The sequence below is a fragment of the Demequina rhizosphaerae genome, assembly GCF_000971255.1.
GTDB classification, from domain to species: Bacteria; Actinomycetota; Actinomycetes; order Actinomycetales; family Demequinaceae; genus Demequina; species Demequina rhizosphaerae.
This window is the reverse complement of sequence record NZ_BBMC01000003.1, coordinates 1-14,776: the sequence shown is the minus strand read 5'-3', so window position 1 is coordinate 14,776 and position 14,776 is coordinate 1. Positions and strand designations below refer to the sequence as shown.

Sequence of the window (14,776 nt, the reverse complement as noted above, 5' to 3'; positions counted from 1 at the left end):
GTTAACGTTCACACGCCAGGATCGCCGTGGCGATGCTGCTCGCTCTGGCCTGAACCGCGTCAAGACCGAGGGCGTGGGGTACGCGGCGGAGGCGCCTCGCGCGGGTCAGGCCGCGGCGCGCGGGACCGAGCTGGCGCGGACCACGAGCTCGGGGCCGAGCCGCACCACGCGGTGCTCGTGGGTCGGGTCGTTCAGCTCCTCGTAGACGAGCTGGACCCCGGTGGCCCCCATCCCCTCGCCGGGCTGCCGCACGGTCGTGATCGGCAGCGGGCTGTCCCACGCGGCCTGGTTGTCGTCGTATCCGACGATCGCGACGTCCTCGGGGATGCGGATGCCCGGATCGTCCGCGAGCGCCTGGGCGATGCCGGCCGCCACCAGGTCGGCCACGGCGAAGACCGCGTCGACCTCGCCCGACCTGATCCGCGGGAGCAGCGCGCGTCCCACGCGCCAGCCGTCGGCGCGGTGGATCTGCTCGCACGACTCGCGGCTGACGATGCGCGCACCCGTGCCGGCGATGGCCTCCTCGAATCCGGCGAGCCGCTCCTCGATCGGTTGCAGGTGCCACGGCGTGGTCACGACGGCGATGTTGCGCCGGCCCGTCTCGACGAGGTGGCGGGCGACCATCGCGCCGCCGGCACGGTTGTCGGCGTGGACGAAGCAGAAGCGGTCGTCCTCGCCGCGGTAGTTGAGGAAGACGAGCGGCTGGTGGCCGTCGCGGTCGCGGTCGCGCACGAGGTTCGCGTAGTGGTGCTGGGAGTTGATGGTGACGAGGTTCCCGAGCGTCCGCACGGACTCGAACATCTCCATGTAGCGGCGCTCGCGCCGCAGGTCGGTGTACGAGTTCGCGATGAGGACGTAGGCACCGCGCTCCTGCGCGGCCCGCTCGACGCCTTCCAGCAGGTCCACGAACAGCGAGTTGGAGATGTCGGAGAGCACCACCCCGAGGGCCGGCATGCTGCCGATCGCGAGCGACCGGGCGGTGCCGTGCGGGACGAACCGCAGCTTCTCGATCGCGGCCTCGACGCGCTCGCGCGTCGCCGGCGACACCCGCTCGGGATGGTTGAGGACGTGGGACACGGTCCCCTTGGAGACCCCCGCGAGCGCCGCGACGTCGGCCATGCTGGAGCGCTGCGCGACGGCAGGCCGTCCACCCCCGTTGTCCCGGACCATGCCCTCACTCTAGGGGCCGTGAGCCGGCCTTCACGGCAGGTACGGGCGCGTCCGCCCTGGTCGGCGGGCGCGCGGCAGCGGAGCCGGACAACCGATGAGGCTGGGGCGGATCAGCCCGGGTCGACGGTCGAGCGCCGCACCACGAGCTCCGGCTCGAGCGTGACGGACCGGTGCTCGTGGGCCGGGTCCTCGATCTCCGCGAAGGCGAGCTCGGCTCCGGCCGCACCCATGGCGGCGCCCGGCTGGCGGAGGGTCGTGAGCGGCAGGGGGCTGTCCCACGACGCGCGGTTGTCGTCGTACCCCACGATGCCCACGTCCCGCGGGATCTCGATGGACGACGATGTGGCGAGACCCTGCGCCACGCCCGCCGCGACGAGGTCGGCGACCGCGAAGATGCCGTCGATCTCCCCGGCCTCGACGCGCGCGCGCAGCGCGAGGCCCGCCGCGAAGCCGTGCGAGCGGTCGAGGTCGGCAACGCTCTCGTGGAAGAGCGCGACCCCCGCCGCGGAGGCCTCCTCCGTGAAGCCCTCGACGCGCTCCGCGACTGGCTGCAGCATCATCGGGCCCCCGACGATCGCGAGCCGGCGACGTCCGGTCTCGATGAGGTGGCGCGCCGCGAGCCGTGCGCCGTGGCGGTTGTCCATGTCCACGGTGCAGTGGCCCCGCGCCGGGCCGCGGTAGTTGAGGAAGACCAGCGGCCGGCCGGGACGATGCAGGTCGACGAGCTGCTGGTAGTGGCTCGCGTCGTTGATGGTCACCAGGGTCGCGAGGGTCTGGCTCGCGTCGAAAGTCGCGAGGTACTGCCGCTCGCGCGCGAGGTCGCTGTCGGTGTTCGCGATGAGCACGAAGGCCTGGCGCTCCCACGCGACGCTCTCGACCCCCCGGCCGATGTCGACGAAGAGCGAGTTCGTGAGGTCGGACAGGATGAGGCCGAGCGCGCGCGTCGACCCCGCCGCGAGGGACCGGGCGGGCCCGTGCGGCACGAAGTCCAGCAGCGCGATCGCCTCCTGGACGCGCGCGAGCGTGTCACCCGACACCCGGTCGGGGTGGTTGAGCACGTTCGAGACGGTGCCCTGCGACACCCCGGCGAGACGGGCGACGTCGGCGATGCTGGTGCGGCGCACTGCGCGCCTACCCGTGCCCGCTCCCACGCCCCCATCAGCCATGCCGCTCATCGTAGGTCCCGGAGCCTCAGCGCCCGCCCGGCGCGTGTCCCGTGTCCTCGAGCGTCCATTCGTCGTGCCAGTCGATGAGGACCCGGCCGTCGTCGGCGAAGCGGATGGGGAGCCACACGTAGCGGGCCCGCGACGGATCCGGCACGGTGAGCTCGCGCATGCCCGTGTCGGGCATCCCCGCCTCGATCTTCGCGAAGTACTCGTCGAACAGGTCGTACGCCTCGGCGCCGTCGGCCTCGTAGTCGGGCAGCCAGCGGTCGCCCAGCGCGATGTAGACGTCCCGGTCGGGCACCTTGAACACGGAGCTCACCTGCGTGCGGTACGAGGTGCGTGACGCATCGTCCGGGTGCGGGTCGCCCACGATGGTCCACGGCCCGTGCATGGTGCGCGCCGTCGCCACCTCCGAGGCGTTGGGGTAGTACCCCGTGGTGCCGCTCGTCACCAGGTAGTGGCGGCCGTGGCGGCGGAGATGCGCGGGCGCCTCGCGCGTGAACGGCGGCCGCCCGTGGTGGAAGTGCGTCGAGTAGTACCCCGTGACGTCCGTGAAGTCGTCCGTGAGGTCGGCGATGATGAGCTCCGAGTGGACGCGCTCGAAGACGTAGTAGCCCTTGCCGTCCTCGGGGTCGACCACGAGGTCGAAGTCGCCCGCGTACATGCCGAGCGGACGGAAGTCGACCTTGGCCTTGGTGTACGGGCCCAGGATCGAGTCCGCGACCAGCGTGGTCGACAGCTGCACCGAGCCGGACATCACCTTGATCCAGCACACGTACTTCCCGGTGTGCGGGTTGTGGACGATGTGGGGCCTGTCCATGCCGCGGCCCGGGTGCAGCGGCGAGGCGGGGTCATCCTCGTCGGGAGGGATGATCACGCCCTCGTCGGTCCAGTTGTAGAGGTCCGTCGAGGAGTAGCAGCGCACGCCCCAGTGCCAGATGCCGGAGCCGGGGGTGGTGCGCTCCTTGTTCTCGCCGTACCAGTAGTACGTGCTGTCGACCGCGATGATCGATCCGCCGTGGGCCTGGATCGGGCTGCCGGACGTGTCGAGCCACTCCTGGCCGGGTCGGAAGCTCGTGTAACGCTCGCCGCTCATCGCAGCGTCTCCTTCCTCGGGGCGCGCGCCGCGCCGCGGAACGTGTGGGATCCCGAGGCGACCGCCTCGGTGGTGCCGTCGGGCAGGGTCACCACGCCGGTGACGCCCACGGGCAGCTCGACGTCGAGCGCGAGCTCGTCGCCGACGATGCGCCAGGACACGTGGATCTCGCCGTACGGGCTGAGGTGGCGTGCGCTCGCCGACGTGAGACCGCCGCCCGGGCGCGGCCGGATCTCGACCTCGCGGTATCCCGGCGCGGCCGGCGCGAGACCCGCGACCACGCGGTGCAGGAAGTCCACCACCGCGCCGAGCGCGTAGTGGTTGAAGGACGTCATGTCGCCGGGGTTGATCCGCCCGTCCGGCAGCATCGAGTCCCACCGCTCCCAGATCGTGGTCGCCCCCATGGTCACGGGGTAGAGCCATGACGGGCACTCGGTCTGCAGCAGCAGCGCGTAGGCATCGTCGAGGTGGCCGGTCGAGGCGAGCGCGTCGCAGATGATCGGCGTCCCCACGAAACCGGTCTGCACGCGATGCCCGCCCTCGCGGACGGCGGCGGAGAGCAGCGCCCCGGCCCGTCGTTGCTCGTCGTCGTCCCGCGCGAGGTCGAACCCGATGACGAGCGCGAGCGCGGTCGGCGCGTGCGCGAGGCCGTCGAGGTCGTCGAGCCAGCGCCGCCGCATGCCCGCGAGCACGCGGTCCGCGACCGCGGCGTACCGCTCCCTCTCCGGCGCGCGGCCGAGGACCTCGGCGGCCTGCGCGACGAGCCGCGCGGAGCGCACCGCGTACGCGGAGGCCACCAGGTACTTGTCCGTGCGGGCGGCGCCCGGGTCCTCGGGCGGCGCCGCCGGGTCGAGCCAGTCGCCGAGCTCCATGCTGTCCTCGACCACGTCGTCCGCGCCGATGCGCAGCAGCAGGTGCTCGACCCAGGCGGTCATGCTGGGCCACTGCCTCTCGAGGACGCCGCGATTGCCGCGCCGCTGCCACATCACCCAGGGCACCACGACGGCGGCGTCGCCCCAGGCGGCGGAGGCGCCCGACGGGAAGCCGCACTCGAGCCACGGCACGAAGTTGGGCACCCAGCCGTCCGGCCCCTGCTGGGCGGCGACGTCGCGCAACCACGACGCGAGCACGCCGTCCGCGCCGTAGAGGAACTCGGCTGCGGGCGCGAAGACCTGAATGTCCCCGGTCCAGCCGAGGCGCTCGTCGCGCTGCGGGCAGTCGGTCGGCAGGTCGACGAAGTTGTCGCGCATGCTCCACACGACGTTCTCGTGGAGCCGCTCGAGCAGCGGGTCGCTGCACGCGAACCAGCCGCGCCGCTCCATGGCGGTGTGGATCACCGCGGCGACGACGTCCCCGTCACCCAGCTCGCCCGGCCAGCCCTCGAGCTCCGCGTAGCGGAAGCCGTGGACGGTGTGGCGGGGCTGCCACGTCTCAGGCTCGCCGGCGGACGTGAAGGAGTCGATCGAGACGGCGCGGCGCAGCGGGCGCGTGCCCAGCTCGCCGTCCTCGAGCACCTCGGCGTGGTGGAGGGTCACCGTGCGACCGGCGGGGGCGTCGATGCGGACGCGGAGCACGCCCGAGATGTTCTGCCCGAAGTCGAGGCGGATCCGCCCGTTCGGGCGCGTCTCGACGGACACCGGCGCGAGCGTCTCGATCACGCGCACCGGCTCGTTGATGGCGGGCTCGAGGCGCGCGGCGAGCTCGTCCGCCTGCCGCAGCTCGGGCCGGGTCCACGCCGCATCGTCGAAGCCCGGCGCGTCCCACCCGGGCGGCAGCAGCCGCGCGTCGTGGACCTCGCCCTCGTACAGGCCCGCCGAGGTGGCGGGGCCGGGTGCGGTGCGCCACGCATCGTCCAGGGCGACGATGCGCGCGACGCCGTCCGCGCCGGTGACCTCGAGCTGCAGCAGCAGGCCGACGTGCTTGCCGTACTCGTCCCACACGCCGCCGTCGAAGCCGATGTTGCCGCGGAACCAGCCGTCGGCCAGCTCCGCGCCGAGCACGTTCTCACCCGCGCGCAGCAGCGCCGTGACGTCGTGGACCCGGTAGCGCAGGCGGTGGTCGTAGCTGGTCCAGCCCGGCGCGAGCACCTCGTCGGACACCGCCGCGCCGTTGAGCGACGGTACGAAGACGCCCTGCGCCGTGGCGTACAGACGTGCGCGCACGGGGGCCTCGTCGAGCGTGAAGGACGCCCGCAGCAGCCAGGACGGCCGCGTGCGATGCGGGAACGACGCGGACGGCATCACGAGCGGCGCCTGCCAGTCGTGCGGCTCGTAGAGGGCGCCCTCGACCTCGAGGGGCGCGCTCCACGCGGTCCACTCCCCCGCGACGCGGGACCGCACCGTCAGCACGGTGCGCTCGCGCGAGCGCAGGGGCGCGAAGGGCCAGTCGACGAGGTTCTGGTCGGCGCCGTCGAGCGCGACCGAGTCGACCTCGCCGTCGCGCACGAGGCGCAGCTCGGCGGCATCCTGGACGGCGCCCGCCGGGGCGTCCACGATGCGCCAGGACACCCGCGGCGCGGGCAGGGCGGCACCGAGGCAGTCGGAACGGAGCCCGGCGCGGACGCCGGTGACAGCGCTCATCCCTTCACCGCGCCGGAGGTCAGTCCCGCCATCACCTTCTGGTTGAGGAAGATGTAGATCGCGAGCGTGCCGAACACCGTCACGGAGATGCCCGCGAAGAGCGGCCCGTAGTCGACCGCACCGTACTGCCCGGTGAAGTTGAGCAGGCCCACCTGGATGGTGCGCAGGTCCTGCTTCGTGATGAACGTCAGCGCGATGAGCAGGTCGTTCCACAGGAAGAAGAACTGCACGAGCGCGACGGTGAAGATCGCGTTGCGCACGAGCGGCACCGTGACGTTGAGGAAGATGCGCCAGATGCTCGCGCCGTCGAGGGTGGCCGCCTCGAAGATCTCGCGCGGGATCGCGCGCATGAACGTCGCGAGCATGAACACCGTGAGCGGCAGCCCGATCGCGGTGTACGTGATGACGAGCGGCCACATCGTCTGCGTGAGGTGCAGCTTGAAGTAGACCGTGAACAGCGGCAGCAGGATCATCTGCGTCGGCACCATGATCCCCGCGAGGAACAGGACGAGGAACAGCCCGCGGCCCTTCCACACGAGGATCTGCAGCGCGAACGCCGCGGCCGTGCCGAAGACGATGACGAGCGCGAGCGCCGGGAACACGGCGATGACCGAGTTCCGGATGTAGGTGCCGAGGCCGCCGTCGACGAACGCCGAGACGTAGTTGTCGAAGTTCCACTGCTGCGGCAGCGCCCAGAACGGCTCCGACAGGAACTCCGGCTGCGTCTTGAAGGACCCCATGAGGATCCAGAACATCGGGTAGGCGACCGTGAGGAGCACGAGGCCGAGCCCGATCCACCCGGGCACGCGACGGAGGCGGACGCGGAGCGGCTTGCGGCCCGCTCGCATCGGGGCGTCGGTGGCGGGTGCGGGGGCGGTGGTGGTCATGAGGAGGTCACATCCCGTCGCATCGAGCGGAAGACGAAGATCGTCGCGATGAGGCACAGCAGCGTGAGCATGAACGCCACCGTGCTGCCGTAGCCGTACTGCCCGTACGCGAACGAGGTGCGGAACATGTACAGGGTCAGCGGTGTGGTGGCGGACCCTGGTCCGCCGTTGGTGAGGGCGACGATCGAGTCGAAGACCTTGAGCGTGCCGTTGATCGAGAAGATGAGCGCCGACAGGAGAACGGGCAGCGACAGCGGGAAGACGATGCGCCGCACCAGCTTCCACCCGCTCGCGCCGTCGATCCGGGCGGATTCGATCACCTCGTTGGGGATCTCGACGAGTCCCGCGTACAGCAGCACCGCGTAGAAGCCCATCGACCGCCACACATCCATGATGATGACGACCCAGAAGGCCTGGCTCGGCGTGCCGAGGAAGTCGGTGAGGTCGCCGCCGAGCCACTGGAGGATCGTGTTGATCGGGCCGACGGTCGGAGCCGCCTCGAACATCCGCGAGAACATGAGCGCCACGGCCACGGTGGGGAGGATCACGGGGAAGAAGATCGTGGTCCGGACCAGCGGCGACTTGTTGCGCAGGAAGAAGATGTAGAGCAGCGCCAGGCCGTAGCCGGTCGCGACCTGCAGCACGGTCATCACGATGGCGTAGCGCAGCGTGAACCACAGCGCGTCGAGGGCCGTGTCGTCCCGGAAGAACTCGATCCAGTTGTCGAAGCCGACGAACTCGAAGCCGGTGATCGCGTTGCCGGACTGGAAGGTGTAGGTGACCGACCACAGGATCGGCACCAGCATGACGAACGTGTAGACCAGCAGCGCCGGCGTGAGCATCACGACCGCGGCGGTGCGGTTGCGGAAGACGGAGTCCACGATGATTCCTAGCGTGTGAGGGGGGCGGAGACGACGGGATCCGCGCCCCGGGCGGTCCGCCCGGGGCGCGGAATCAGGTCATCCGCCGTTCGCCGCCTGGACGAGCTCCATGAACTCCTGTCCCGACAGGTCGCCGGTGGCGAGGCCGCCGCCGTTCGTCTGCGACACGGTCGTGCCCTCGGAGGTGAAGGCCGCCTCGAACCACAGCACCGATCCGGCCGCCGAGGCGATCTGGTCCTGCACCATGGTGGTGAGCTCCGACTGGTCGGCCGGGGTCTCGGTGATCTCGAAGCCGGTCACCTGTCCGGACTCGGCGAGCGCCACGTTGCCGTAGTTCTCGGCGATGCACTTGAGCCACTCGCCGATGTCGTCGGTGTAGTTGGCGGTGGTGAACATCACCGGGATGCCCGCGTTGGCCGGCGTCTCGTCGATGCTGCCGGCGCCGCCCTCGACCTCCGGGAACGGGAAGTAGCCGATGGCGTCGACGCCGATCTGGTTCTCCTCCTCCGAGTTGAAGTTGCCGAGCGCCCAGCTGCCCATGTAGAACATCGCGCCACCACCGGTGAGGAACTGGTTCATCGCGGTGTTGTAGTCGATCGAACCGGCGGCCGGACCGAAGTAGCCCGCCTCGCCCAGCGCGGAGACGGCGTCCGCACCCTCGACGTACTCGGCGTCGGTGAGGCTCGCCTCGCCGTCGGCGACCTTCTGCAGGGCGTCCGCGCCGAGCGAGCGGAAGATGTAGTTGCCCACGAGGCGGGTGACGGGCCAGCCGTCGCCGCCTGCGGCGACGAAGGGCTGGATGTCCGCGCTGTTGAGGGTCTCGGCGGCATCGACCAGCTCGGTCCAGGTCTCCGGAACGTCGACGCCGGCCTCCTCGAACAGGTCCTTGTTGTACCAGAAGCCCTCGATGTTGAACTCGGTCGGGAGCGCGTACAGGTCGTCCGCCTGGTACAGCTGCTTGAGGGTCGCCTCTGCGGCGGGGAGGACCGCGCCCTCCACGCCGAGCTCCGCGAAGGCCTCGGTGAGGTTGAGCACCTTCCCCGCGGAGATGAAGTCCTGCATGAGCGACGGCGTGCCCGCCGCCATCGACATGTTGGACAGCGCGTCGTTGCCCGCCAGCACCTGCAGCTGCTGGTCCCAGGTGGTGCCGTCGATCGCGTCCGTGACGAGCGGGGTGCCGTCCGCGGCGGCGGCGCACGCGCCGGTCTGGAGCGACTCGAGGGTCGCCGCGATGGTGGTGTTCTGGGTCTGGCCCAGGTAGGTGAACTCGTCGCTGGTGGTGCCGCCTCCCCCGCCGCCTCCGCCGGCGGTCGAGGACGAGTCGCTGTCCGACGAGCCCGAGCAAGCGGCGAGCGCCAGTGCGCTCGCCCCGATGAATGCGGCAGCCGCGAAAGTCCGGCGACCGCGTCGAAGGGACTGCTTCACGATTCCTCCTTGAATCAGAAACGCGACCTCTTTGAAGCGCTTCAATTCGGAACGTAGGCCCGGCACCGGGCGTTGTCAACAGCGCCGACCTGCGCGTCGCGCGGCCCGCTTCCCCCAGCTTCGCACCCTCGATCCGCGCCGTGAGACCCGACCCCCGAACCGGCTGAAACCCACTCTTACCAGGAGTTTCGCAATCGGCGACGGACGAGACCGGCGCGCGGCCCCCGCAAAGCCTCACGCGCCGTCGATCGGATGTGAACGCCACCATCACGGACGTCGTTATTGAATCGATACAAAGGTGCAACGGCCCGCATCCTGAGGAGAGCGCTCCCAGCAGGTGCGGCCGCGCTTCACGAGCGTCGACCGCCCGCCTGCCGCCCGTCGCACGCGCGCCACGCGCTCGCGAGGTGCCGCGTCGCGGCGCGCCGCAAACGCCGGCCCCCTCCCTCCTCGCGCCTAGGGTGGAACCGTGATCGACCTGGATGCACCCGCGCTGGGCCTGTGCCTGGGCGGAGGCGGGACGCTCGCGGGCGCGCACGTCGGCGTGCTCCAGGCGATGCACGAGCGCGGCATCCACCCGAACGTCGTGGTCGGCACCTCCGCGGGAGCGCTCGTGGGCGCCGCCTACGCCATGGGGATCGACCCGTACCGGCTCGAGGAGCTCCTCCTCGACGTGCGCTGGCAGGACGTCGCCGCGGTGCCGCGCCGCCCCGGACCCGGGCTGCTCGACGCGGAGGCCCTGCGCGCCTCCGTCGTGGAGATCATCGGCGGCGACGTGCCGATCGAGGACATGCCGATGCGCTTCGCCGCCGTCGCGACGGACGTCACCTCGCGCCGCTCGACGATCATCGAGCGCGGATCGCTCGTCGACGCGCTCCGCGCCACCATCTCCGTGCCCGGGCTCTTCCGGCCCGTCCGCCTCGACGGTCGCCGGCTCCTCGACGGCGGGCTCAAGGCGAACCTGCCCCTCGAGGAGGCGCTCGCCGTGGGCGCGACGCCCGTGATCGCGGTGCGGGTCGCACCGGACTGGGACGTGCCGGGCTACTCGAGCTCGAAGATCGTGCGGGAGCTCGAGACCCGGCCCGACGTGCTCGTCATCTCCCCCGACCTGCGGGGGCGCACCTGGTGGCAGACCAGGGACCTCGGCGCGGTGGTCGCCGCCGGTCGCGCCGCGGCCGAGGCGGCGCTGCCCACCTGAGAAGCACCCCGCATCGTCCCGCCGTCGGCACCTCCGCCCGACCCGGGACCTTGGGCGCGCGCGGCCACCGGGAACCTGTGGTTGAATCGTTTCATTCCCGCAGGGAGAGAGCGCGCCACAGGGGTCGCGCCGCCGATCACAGGAGGAACCTCGTGGCCATCACGGACCAGCCCAAGCCCACGCTCGACGAGATCATCACCCAGATGGGCCACTCGGGCGCGCGCATCTGCGACATCGAGGCGTCCGAGGCAGGCGCCGGCAACATCTCGGTCTACATGGGCTGGGAGGTCGAGGTGCGCCGCCACTTCCCCAACGCCGAGGAGATCGAGCTCCCCGTGCCCGCCCCGGCCCTCGCCGGCGGCACCGTGCTCGCGACGGGCTCGGGCCGCCGCCTGCGCCAGATCGAGGAGGAGCCCCTCGCCGCGATCGGCGCGGTCAAGATCCACGAGGGCGGCCTGACCGGCACGCTCTACACCTCCAACATCCGCCGCTTCGCGAGGCTCACCTCCGAGTTCAACTCGCACCTCGCGGTGCACCAGGACCAGGTGGAGCGCCGCGGCGTCGACTTCCAGGCCGTCGTCCACGCCCAGCCGCCGCACCTCACCTACCTCTCCCACATCCCCGCGTACCGCGACACCGCGCGCATGAACGCCGCGATCCTGCGCTGGGAGCCGGAGAGCATCGTGTCGCTGTCGCAGGGCATCGCGGTGCTGCCGTTCTTCATCCCCGGCTCCGAGGAGATGGGCACCGCGAACGTCGAGGGCCTGCGCGACTTCGAGATCACGCTGTGGTCCAAGCACGGCACCATGTCCCGCTCGGACATCTCGGTCTACCGCGCGGTCGACCGCGTCGAGTACGCCGAGACGGGCGCGAAGTACGAGTACATGGACCTCGTCGCCGGCGGCCGCGCCGAGGGTCTCACCAAGCAGGAGATCCGCGAGGTCGCGGAGACCTTCGACATCGACTCGCCCTGGCTGGCCTGACACCACGACGCCGCCGAGCCCGTATGTCGGACCGATCCCCGGTCGGTCCGACATACGGGCTCTTTCGTACCCGGTGGTCGGATCGATCGCCGATCGATCCGACCACCAGGCTCAGCGCGCAATGGCGCAGGAGAGCTCGTGCGCCCCGCCGGCCACCCGGTGCGACGTGCCGTCGGGCAGCAGCACGTCTGCCTCGGTCGCCGCCGGCAGGTCGACGGCGAGCGCGAACCGCCCGCCGTCGATCCGCCACGCGACCTCGACGGGGCCCTGCCGCGTCAGCTGGCGGCTGCGCGCCCACGTGAGCTCCGGGCCGGGCATCGGCGCGATCGTCACGCGACGGTAGGCCTCCTCCCCCGGCGCCGGCTCGTCGGGCAGCCGCAGCCCCGCCACGTGGGTATGGAGGAACCCGATGACCGCGCCCTTGGAGTAGTGGTTGAGCGATCCGCGCGCGGTGCCGTCCGCAGCGACGCCGTCCCACCACTCCCACATCGTGGTCGCGCCGGCCTCGAGCATGCCGAGCCACGACGGCAGCCGCGTCTCGACCAGGAGACGATGCGCGACGTCCGCCTGGCCGTGGTCCGCCAGGGCCGGCAGCAGCTGGCCGGTCGCGAGGAAGCCGGTGCCGAGCAGCCCATCCGCCTCGTCGATCAGCGCGGCGAGCCGGGCCGCCGCGGCCGGACGCAGCTCGGCCGGGACGAGCCCGAACGCGAGGCCGCGGACGTAGTGCGCCTGCTTCTCCTCCGCGAGGCTCCCGTCGGGCCGCAGGTACTCGGCGCGCCACGCCGCGAGCGCGCCGTCCGCGATCGCGCGGCACTCGGCGGCCGCCTCGTCCTCCCCCACGAGGCCGGCCATGAGCGTCGCGAGGTGCGCCGAGCGGTGGAGGAAGGCGGTGGCGACGATGCCGTGGTCGACAGTCGGGTCGGGGTTCGGGACCTCGCCGGGCTCGAGCCACTCGCCGAAGTGGAAGTCGGTGTCCCACAGGTACCGCTCGTGCGGCAGCGGCTCCGGCCGCGCCGCGGCGCGGTCGGGGTGGCGTCCCGCCGCGGCGCGTCCCGCGGCGTACCGCACCCACGCGAGCGCGGCGGGCAGCGCCTCACGCAGCCCGTCCACGGACCCGTACGCCCGCCACAGCTCCCATGGCACGATGGCGGCGGCGTCGCCCCAGCCTGCCGAGCCCGCGGACATGTCCTCGAACGCGACACCCGAGGGCCGGTCGCCCGGCGGGTTGGGCACCACGGTGGGGATGCGGCCGTCCGCCCACTGATCGGCGGCGAGGTCGCGCAGCCAGCGGCGCGAGAACTCGTCGACGTCCGCCAGCAGCGCACCCGTGGCGACGAAGATCTGCCAGTCGCCCGTGAAGCCCGAGCGCTCGCGCTGGGGGCAGTCGGTGGGGACCGAGCACGCGTTGCCGCGCAGGCTCCACCGCACGGCCTCGTGGAGCCGCTCGAGGCGCGGGTCCGAGCAGGCGAACTCGCCCGTGCGCGCGAGGGCGGTCTCCACCATCACGCCCCGGGCGGATGTGAGGTCGAGCCCGTCCGGCACGGCGTCGACCTGGACGAAGCGGAAGCCGTGCGTGGTGTGCCGCGGCTCGAAGATGTCGCCGACGCGGCCGGCCGAGACCACCTCGTCGACCTGTCCGGCGGACAGCATCTCGTGCGTGTCGAAGTTGAAGGCGCGCAGGTGCTCCACGGTCACGAGGCCGTCCGCGTCGAGGATCTCGCCGTGGGTGAGCGTCAGGCGCGTGCCTGCCGGCCCGAGGTCCGTCAGGCGCATCCAGCCGTTGATGTTCTGCCCCAGGTCGATCACCGCGGTGCCCGGGCGCGGCGTCGTGATCGCGGCCGGCGCGAGCTCCTCGACGCGGCGCACGGGCGCGCCCTCGGCGGGCACGAGGCGCGAGCGGTCGGCGAGCAGCGCATCGTCCGGCGTGCCGACGGGATGCCAGCCGTCGCCGCCGCCGGTGAACCAGGCGGGGTCGAGCAGGCGCAGGTCGACCGCCTGGCCGTCCATGAGGTCCGCCCGCGTGATGTGGCTCGCGCGCGACTCCCAGCCGGGCCCGGTCGCGGCGAGCGGCGCGTCGTCCGGACCGACGACCGCCGCGAGCGCCGCGGTGCGCTCGCCGAAGCCGTCGGCGCGGCGCTGGAAGCCGTGACGGCCGCGGAACCACCCGTCGGAGAGCACGAGCACCAGGGTGTTCTCGCCCTCGCGGACCAGCGCGGTGACGTCGTGCTCCTGCACCTGGAGGCGCTTGCGGTACGCGCTGAAGCCCGGCTCGAGCTCGTCGTCGCCCACGCGGGCGCCGTTGAGGAAGGCCTCGTAGATCCCGTGCGCGGTGGCGACGAGCCGGAAACGTCCGTGGTTCGGCGCGACGGTGAACGATGCGCGGAGCAGGTGGGCGGGACGCTCGCCGGGCGGCGCGGGGTCGGGCTCGTGCGGCGCGATCCAGGCGGCGCCCTCGAGCGCGCTGAGGGGGTGGGCCAGTGCCGGCATGGGCGCGGTAGCGGTCATCGCGTGTCCTCCTCGACATGGGCGACACGCCATGCCTACCAGAGAGGTCGCCGTCACCTCTAGATGTAGTGCCCAGGGACGTTGTTTGAATCTGGGGCGATGAAGAGAACCTCCAGGCAGAGTGGAGCTGCTACCACTTCGCTCTGAACCTGGAGGTTCTCGTGTCCCACGCTAATGCCGCGCTGACTCCTGTCCAACGTGCTCGGATCGGTCGCATGGTGATCGACGAGGGCTGGACGGTCGCTGAAGCGGCTCGGTTCTTCCGTGTCTCCTGGCCCACGGCGGCGAAGTGGGCGCATCGGTATCTCGAGATGGGTCGGGGCGGCATGGACGACCGCTCGTCACGTCCGCATCGCTCGCCGAGCAAGACCCCGCAACCGTTGGTGCGCAAGATCGTGCACAAGCGCATCAAGACCAGGCGTGGGCCGGTCGAGATCGCCTCCCTCACCGGCGTGCCCGCATCGACCGTGTATGCCGTACTCAAGCGGTGCCGACTGAACCGGCTGTCCCACGTCGACGTCCGCACGGGTGAGGTAATCCGCCGCTACGAACACGACCATCCGGGCTCGTTGATCCACGTCGACGTGAAGAAGCTCGGCAACGTCCCTGATGGCGGGGGCTGGCGCTACGTCGGACGCCAGCAAGGAGACCGCAACCGCGCCGCGACACCCGGCAAGGCCAAGTCCAAGTACCGCGACCCCCTGATGCGGCATGCGTACGTCCACACCGTCATCGACGACCACTCCCGCGTCGCATACGCCGAGATCCACGACGACGAGACCGCGGCCACCGCCATCGGCGTCCTCGTCCGTGCGGTCGCATGGTTCGCCGCCGCCGGCGTGCACGTCGAAGCCGTGCTGTCCGACAACGGGCCCGCGTACAAGTC

11 protein-coding genes are annotated in these 14,776 nt (G+C 71.7%); 3 read left to right on the top strand and 8 right to left on the bottom strand.

Annotated features, from left to right (window positions below; translation table 11 throughout):
• Nucleotides 1-105: 105 nt before the first annotated feature.
• From AOM07_RS03775 to AOM07_RS03745, 7 genes are all read right to left on the bottom strand, one after another.
• Nucleotides 106-1,170, bottom strand: a complete 1,065-nt coding sequence (locus AOM07_RS03775; protein WP_084830087.1) for a LacI family DNA-binding transcriptional regulator — start codon at nt 1,168-1,170, stop codon at nt 106-108.
• A 110-nt stretch (nt 1,171-1,280) separates the two neighbouring features.
• Nucleotides 1,281-2,336 (bottom strand): LacI family DNA-binding transcriptional regulator, encoded by a 1,056-nt coding sequence (locus tag AOM07_RS03770; protein ID WP_062311478.1) that lies wholly within the window; start codon nt 2,334-2,336, stop codon nt 1,281-1,283.
• A gap of 25 nt (nt 2,337-2,361) precedes the next feature.
• Nucleotides 2,362-3,432, bottom strand: a complete 1,071-nt coding sequence (locus AOM07_RS03765; RefSeq protein ID WP_062311477.1) for a family 43 glycosylhydrolase — start codon at nt 3,430-3,432, stop codon at nt 2,362-2,364.
• Complete coding sequence (locus tag AOM07_RS03760; protein WP_084830085.1) at nt 3,429-6,011, bottom strand: glycoside hydrolase family 78 protein; 2,583 nt, start codon at nt 6,009-6,011, stop codon at nt 3,429-3,431. The genes AOM07_RS03765 and AOM07_RS03760 overlap by 4 nt, the downstream gene beginning before the upstream one ends.
• Entirely contained in the window at nt 6,008-6,898 is an 891-nt protein-coding gene (locus tag AOM07_RS03755) for a carbohydrate ABC transporter permease (RefSeq protein WP_062311476.1), read from the bottom strand. Before AOM07_RS03755 ends, AOM07_RS03760 begins: the two co-directional genes overlap by 4 nt.
• Nucleotides 6,895-7,779, bottom strand: coding sequence for a carbohydrate ABC transporter permease (locus tag AOM07_RS03750; protein WP_062311475.1), 885 nt, complete (start codon nt 7,777-7,779; stop codon nt 6,895-6,897). The genes AOM07_RS03755 and AOM07_RS03750 overlap by 4 nt, the downstream gene beginning before the upstream one ends.
• A 78-nt stretch (nt 7,780-7,857) precedes the next feature.
• On the bottom strand, nt 7,858-9,204 hold the full coding sequence (locus AOM07_RS03745) for an ABC transporter substrate-binding protein (RefSeq protein WP_084830084.1): 1,347 nt from the start codon (nt 9,202-9,204) through the stop codon (nt 7,858-7,860).
• Between the two features lie 469 nt (nt 9,205-9,673).
• Here AOM07_RS03745 and AOM07_RS03740 point away from each other — a divergent pair, with 469 nt between their 5' ends.
• Together AOM07_RS03740 and AOM07_RS03735 are read left to right on the top strand one after the other, a co-directional pair.
• Entirely contained in the window at nt 9,674-10,402 is a 729-nt protein-coding gene (locus AOM07_RS03740; protein ID WP_062311474.1) for a patatin-like phospholipase family protein, read from the top strand.
• 152 nt (nt 10,403-10,554) lie between these two features.
• Complete coding sequence (locus AOM07_RS03735) at nt 10,555-11,385, top strand: class II aldolase/adducin family protein (RefSeq protein WP_228374375.1); 831 nt, start codon at nt 10,555-10,557, stop codon at nt 11,383-11,385.
• Nucleotides 11,386-11,496: 111 nt separating this feature from the next.
• On the opposite strand, the gene AOM07_RS03730 is transcribed toward AOM07_RS03735, so the two are convergent.
• Nucleotides 11,497-13,890, bottom strand: coding sequence for an alpha-L-rhamnosidase (locus AOM07_RS03730; RefSeq protein ID WP_062311473.1), 2,394 nt, complete (start codon nt 13,888-13,890; stop codon nt 11,497-11,499).
• Between the two features lie 161 nt (nt 13,891-14,051).
• Here AOM07_RS03730 and AOM07_RS03725 point away from each other — a divergent pair.
• On the top strand, nt 14,052-14,776 hold a 725-nt coding region (locus AOM07_RS03725), incomplete at its 3' end, for an IS481 family transposase (RefSeq protein WP_062311906.1).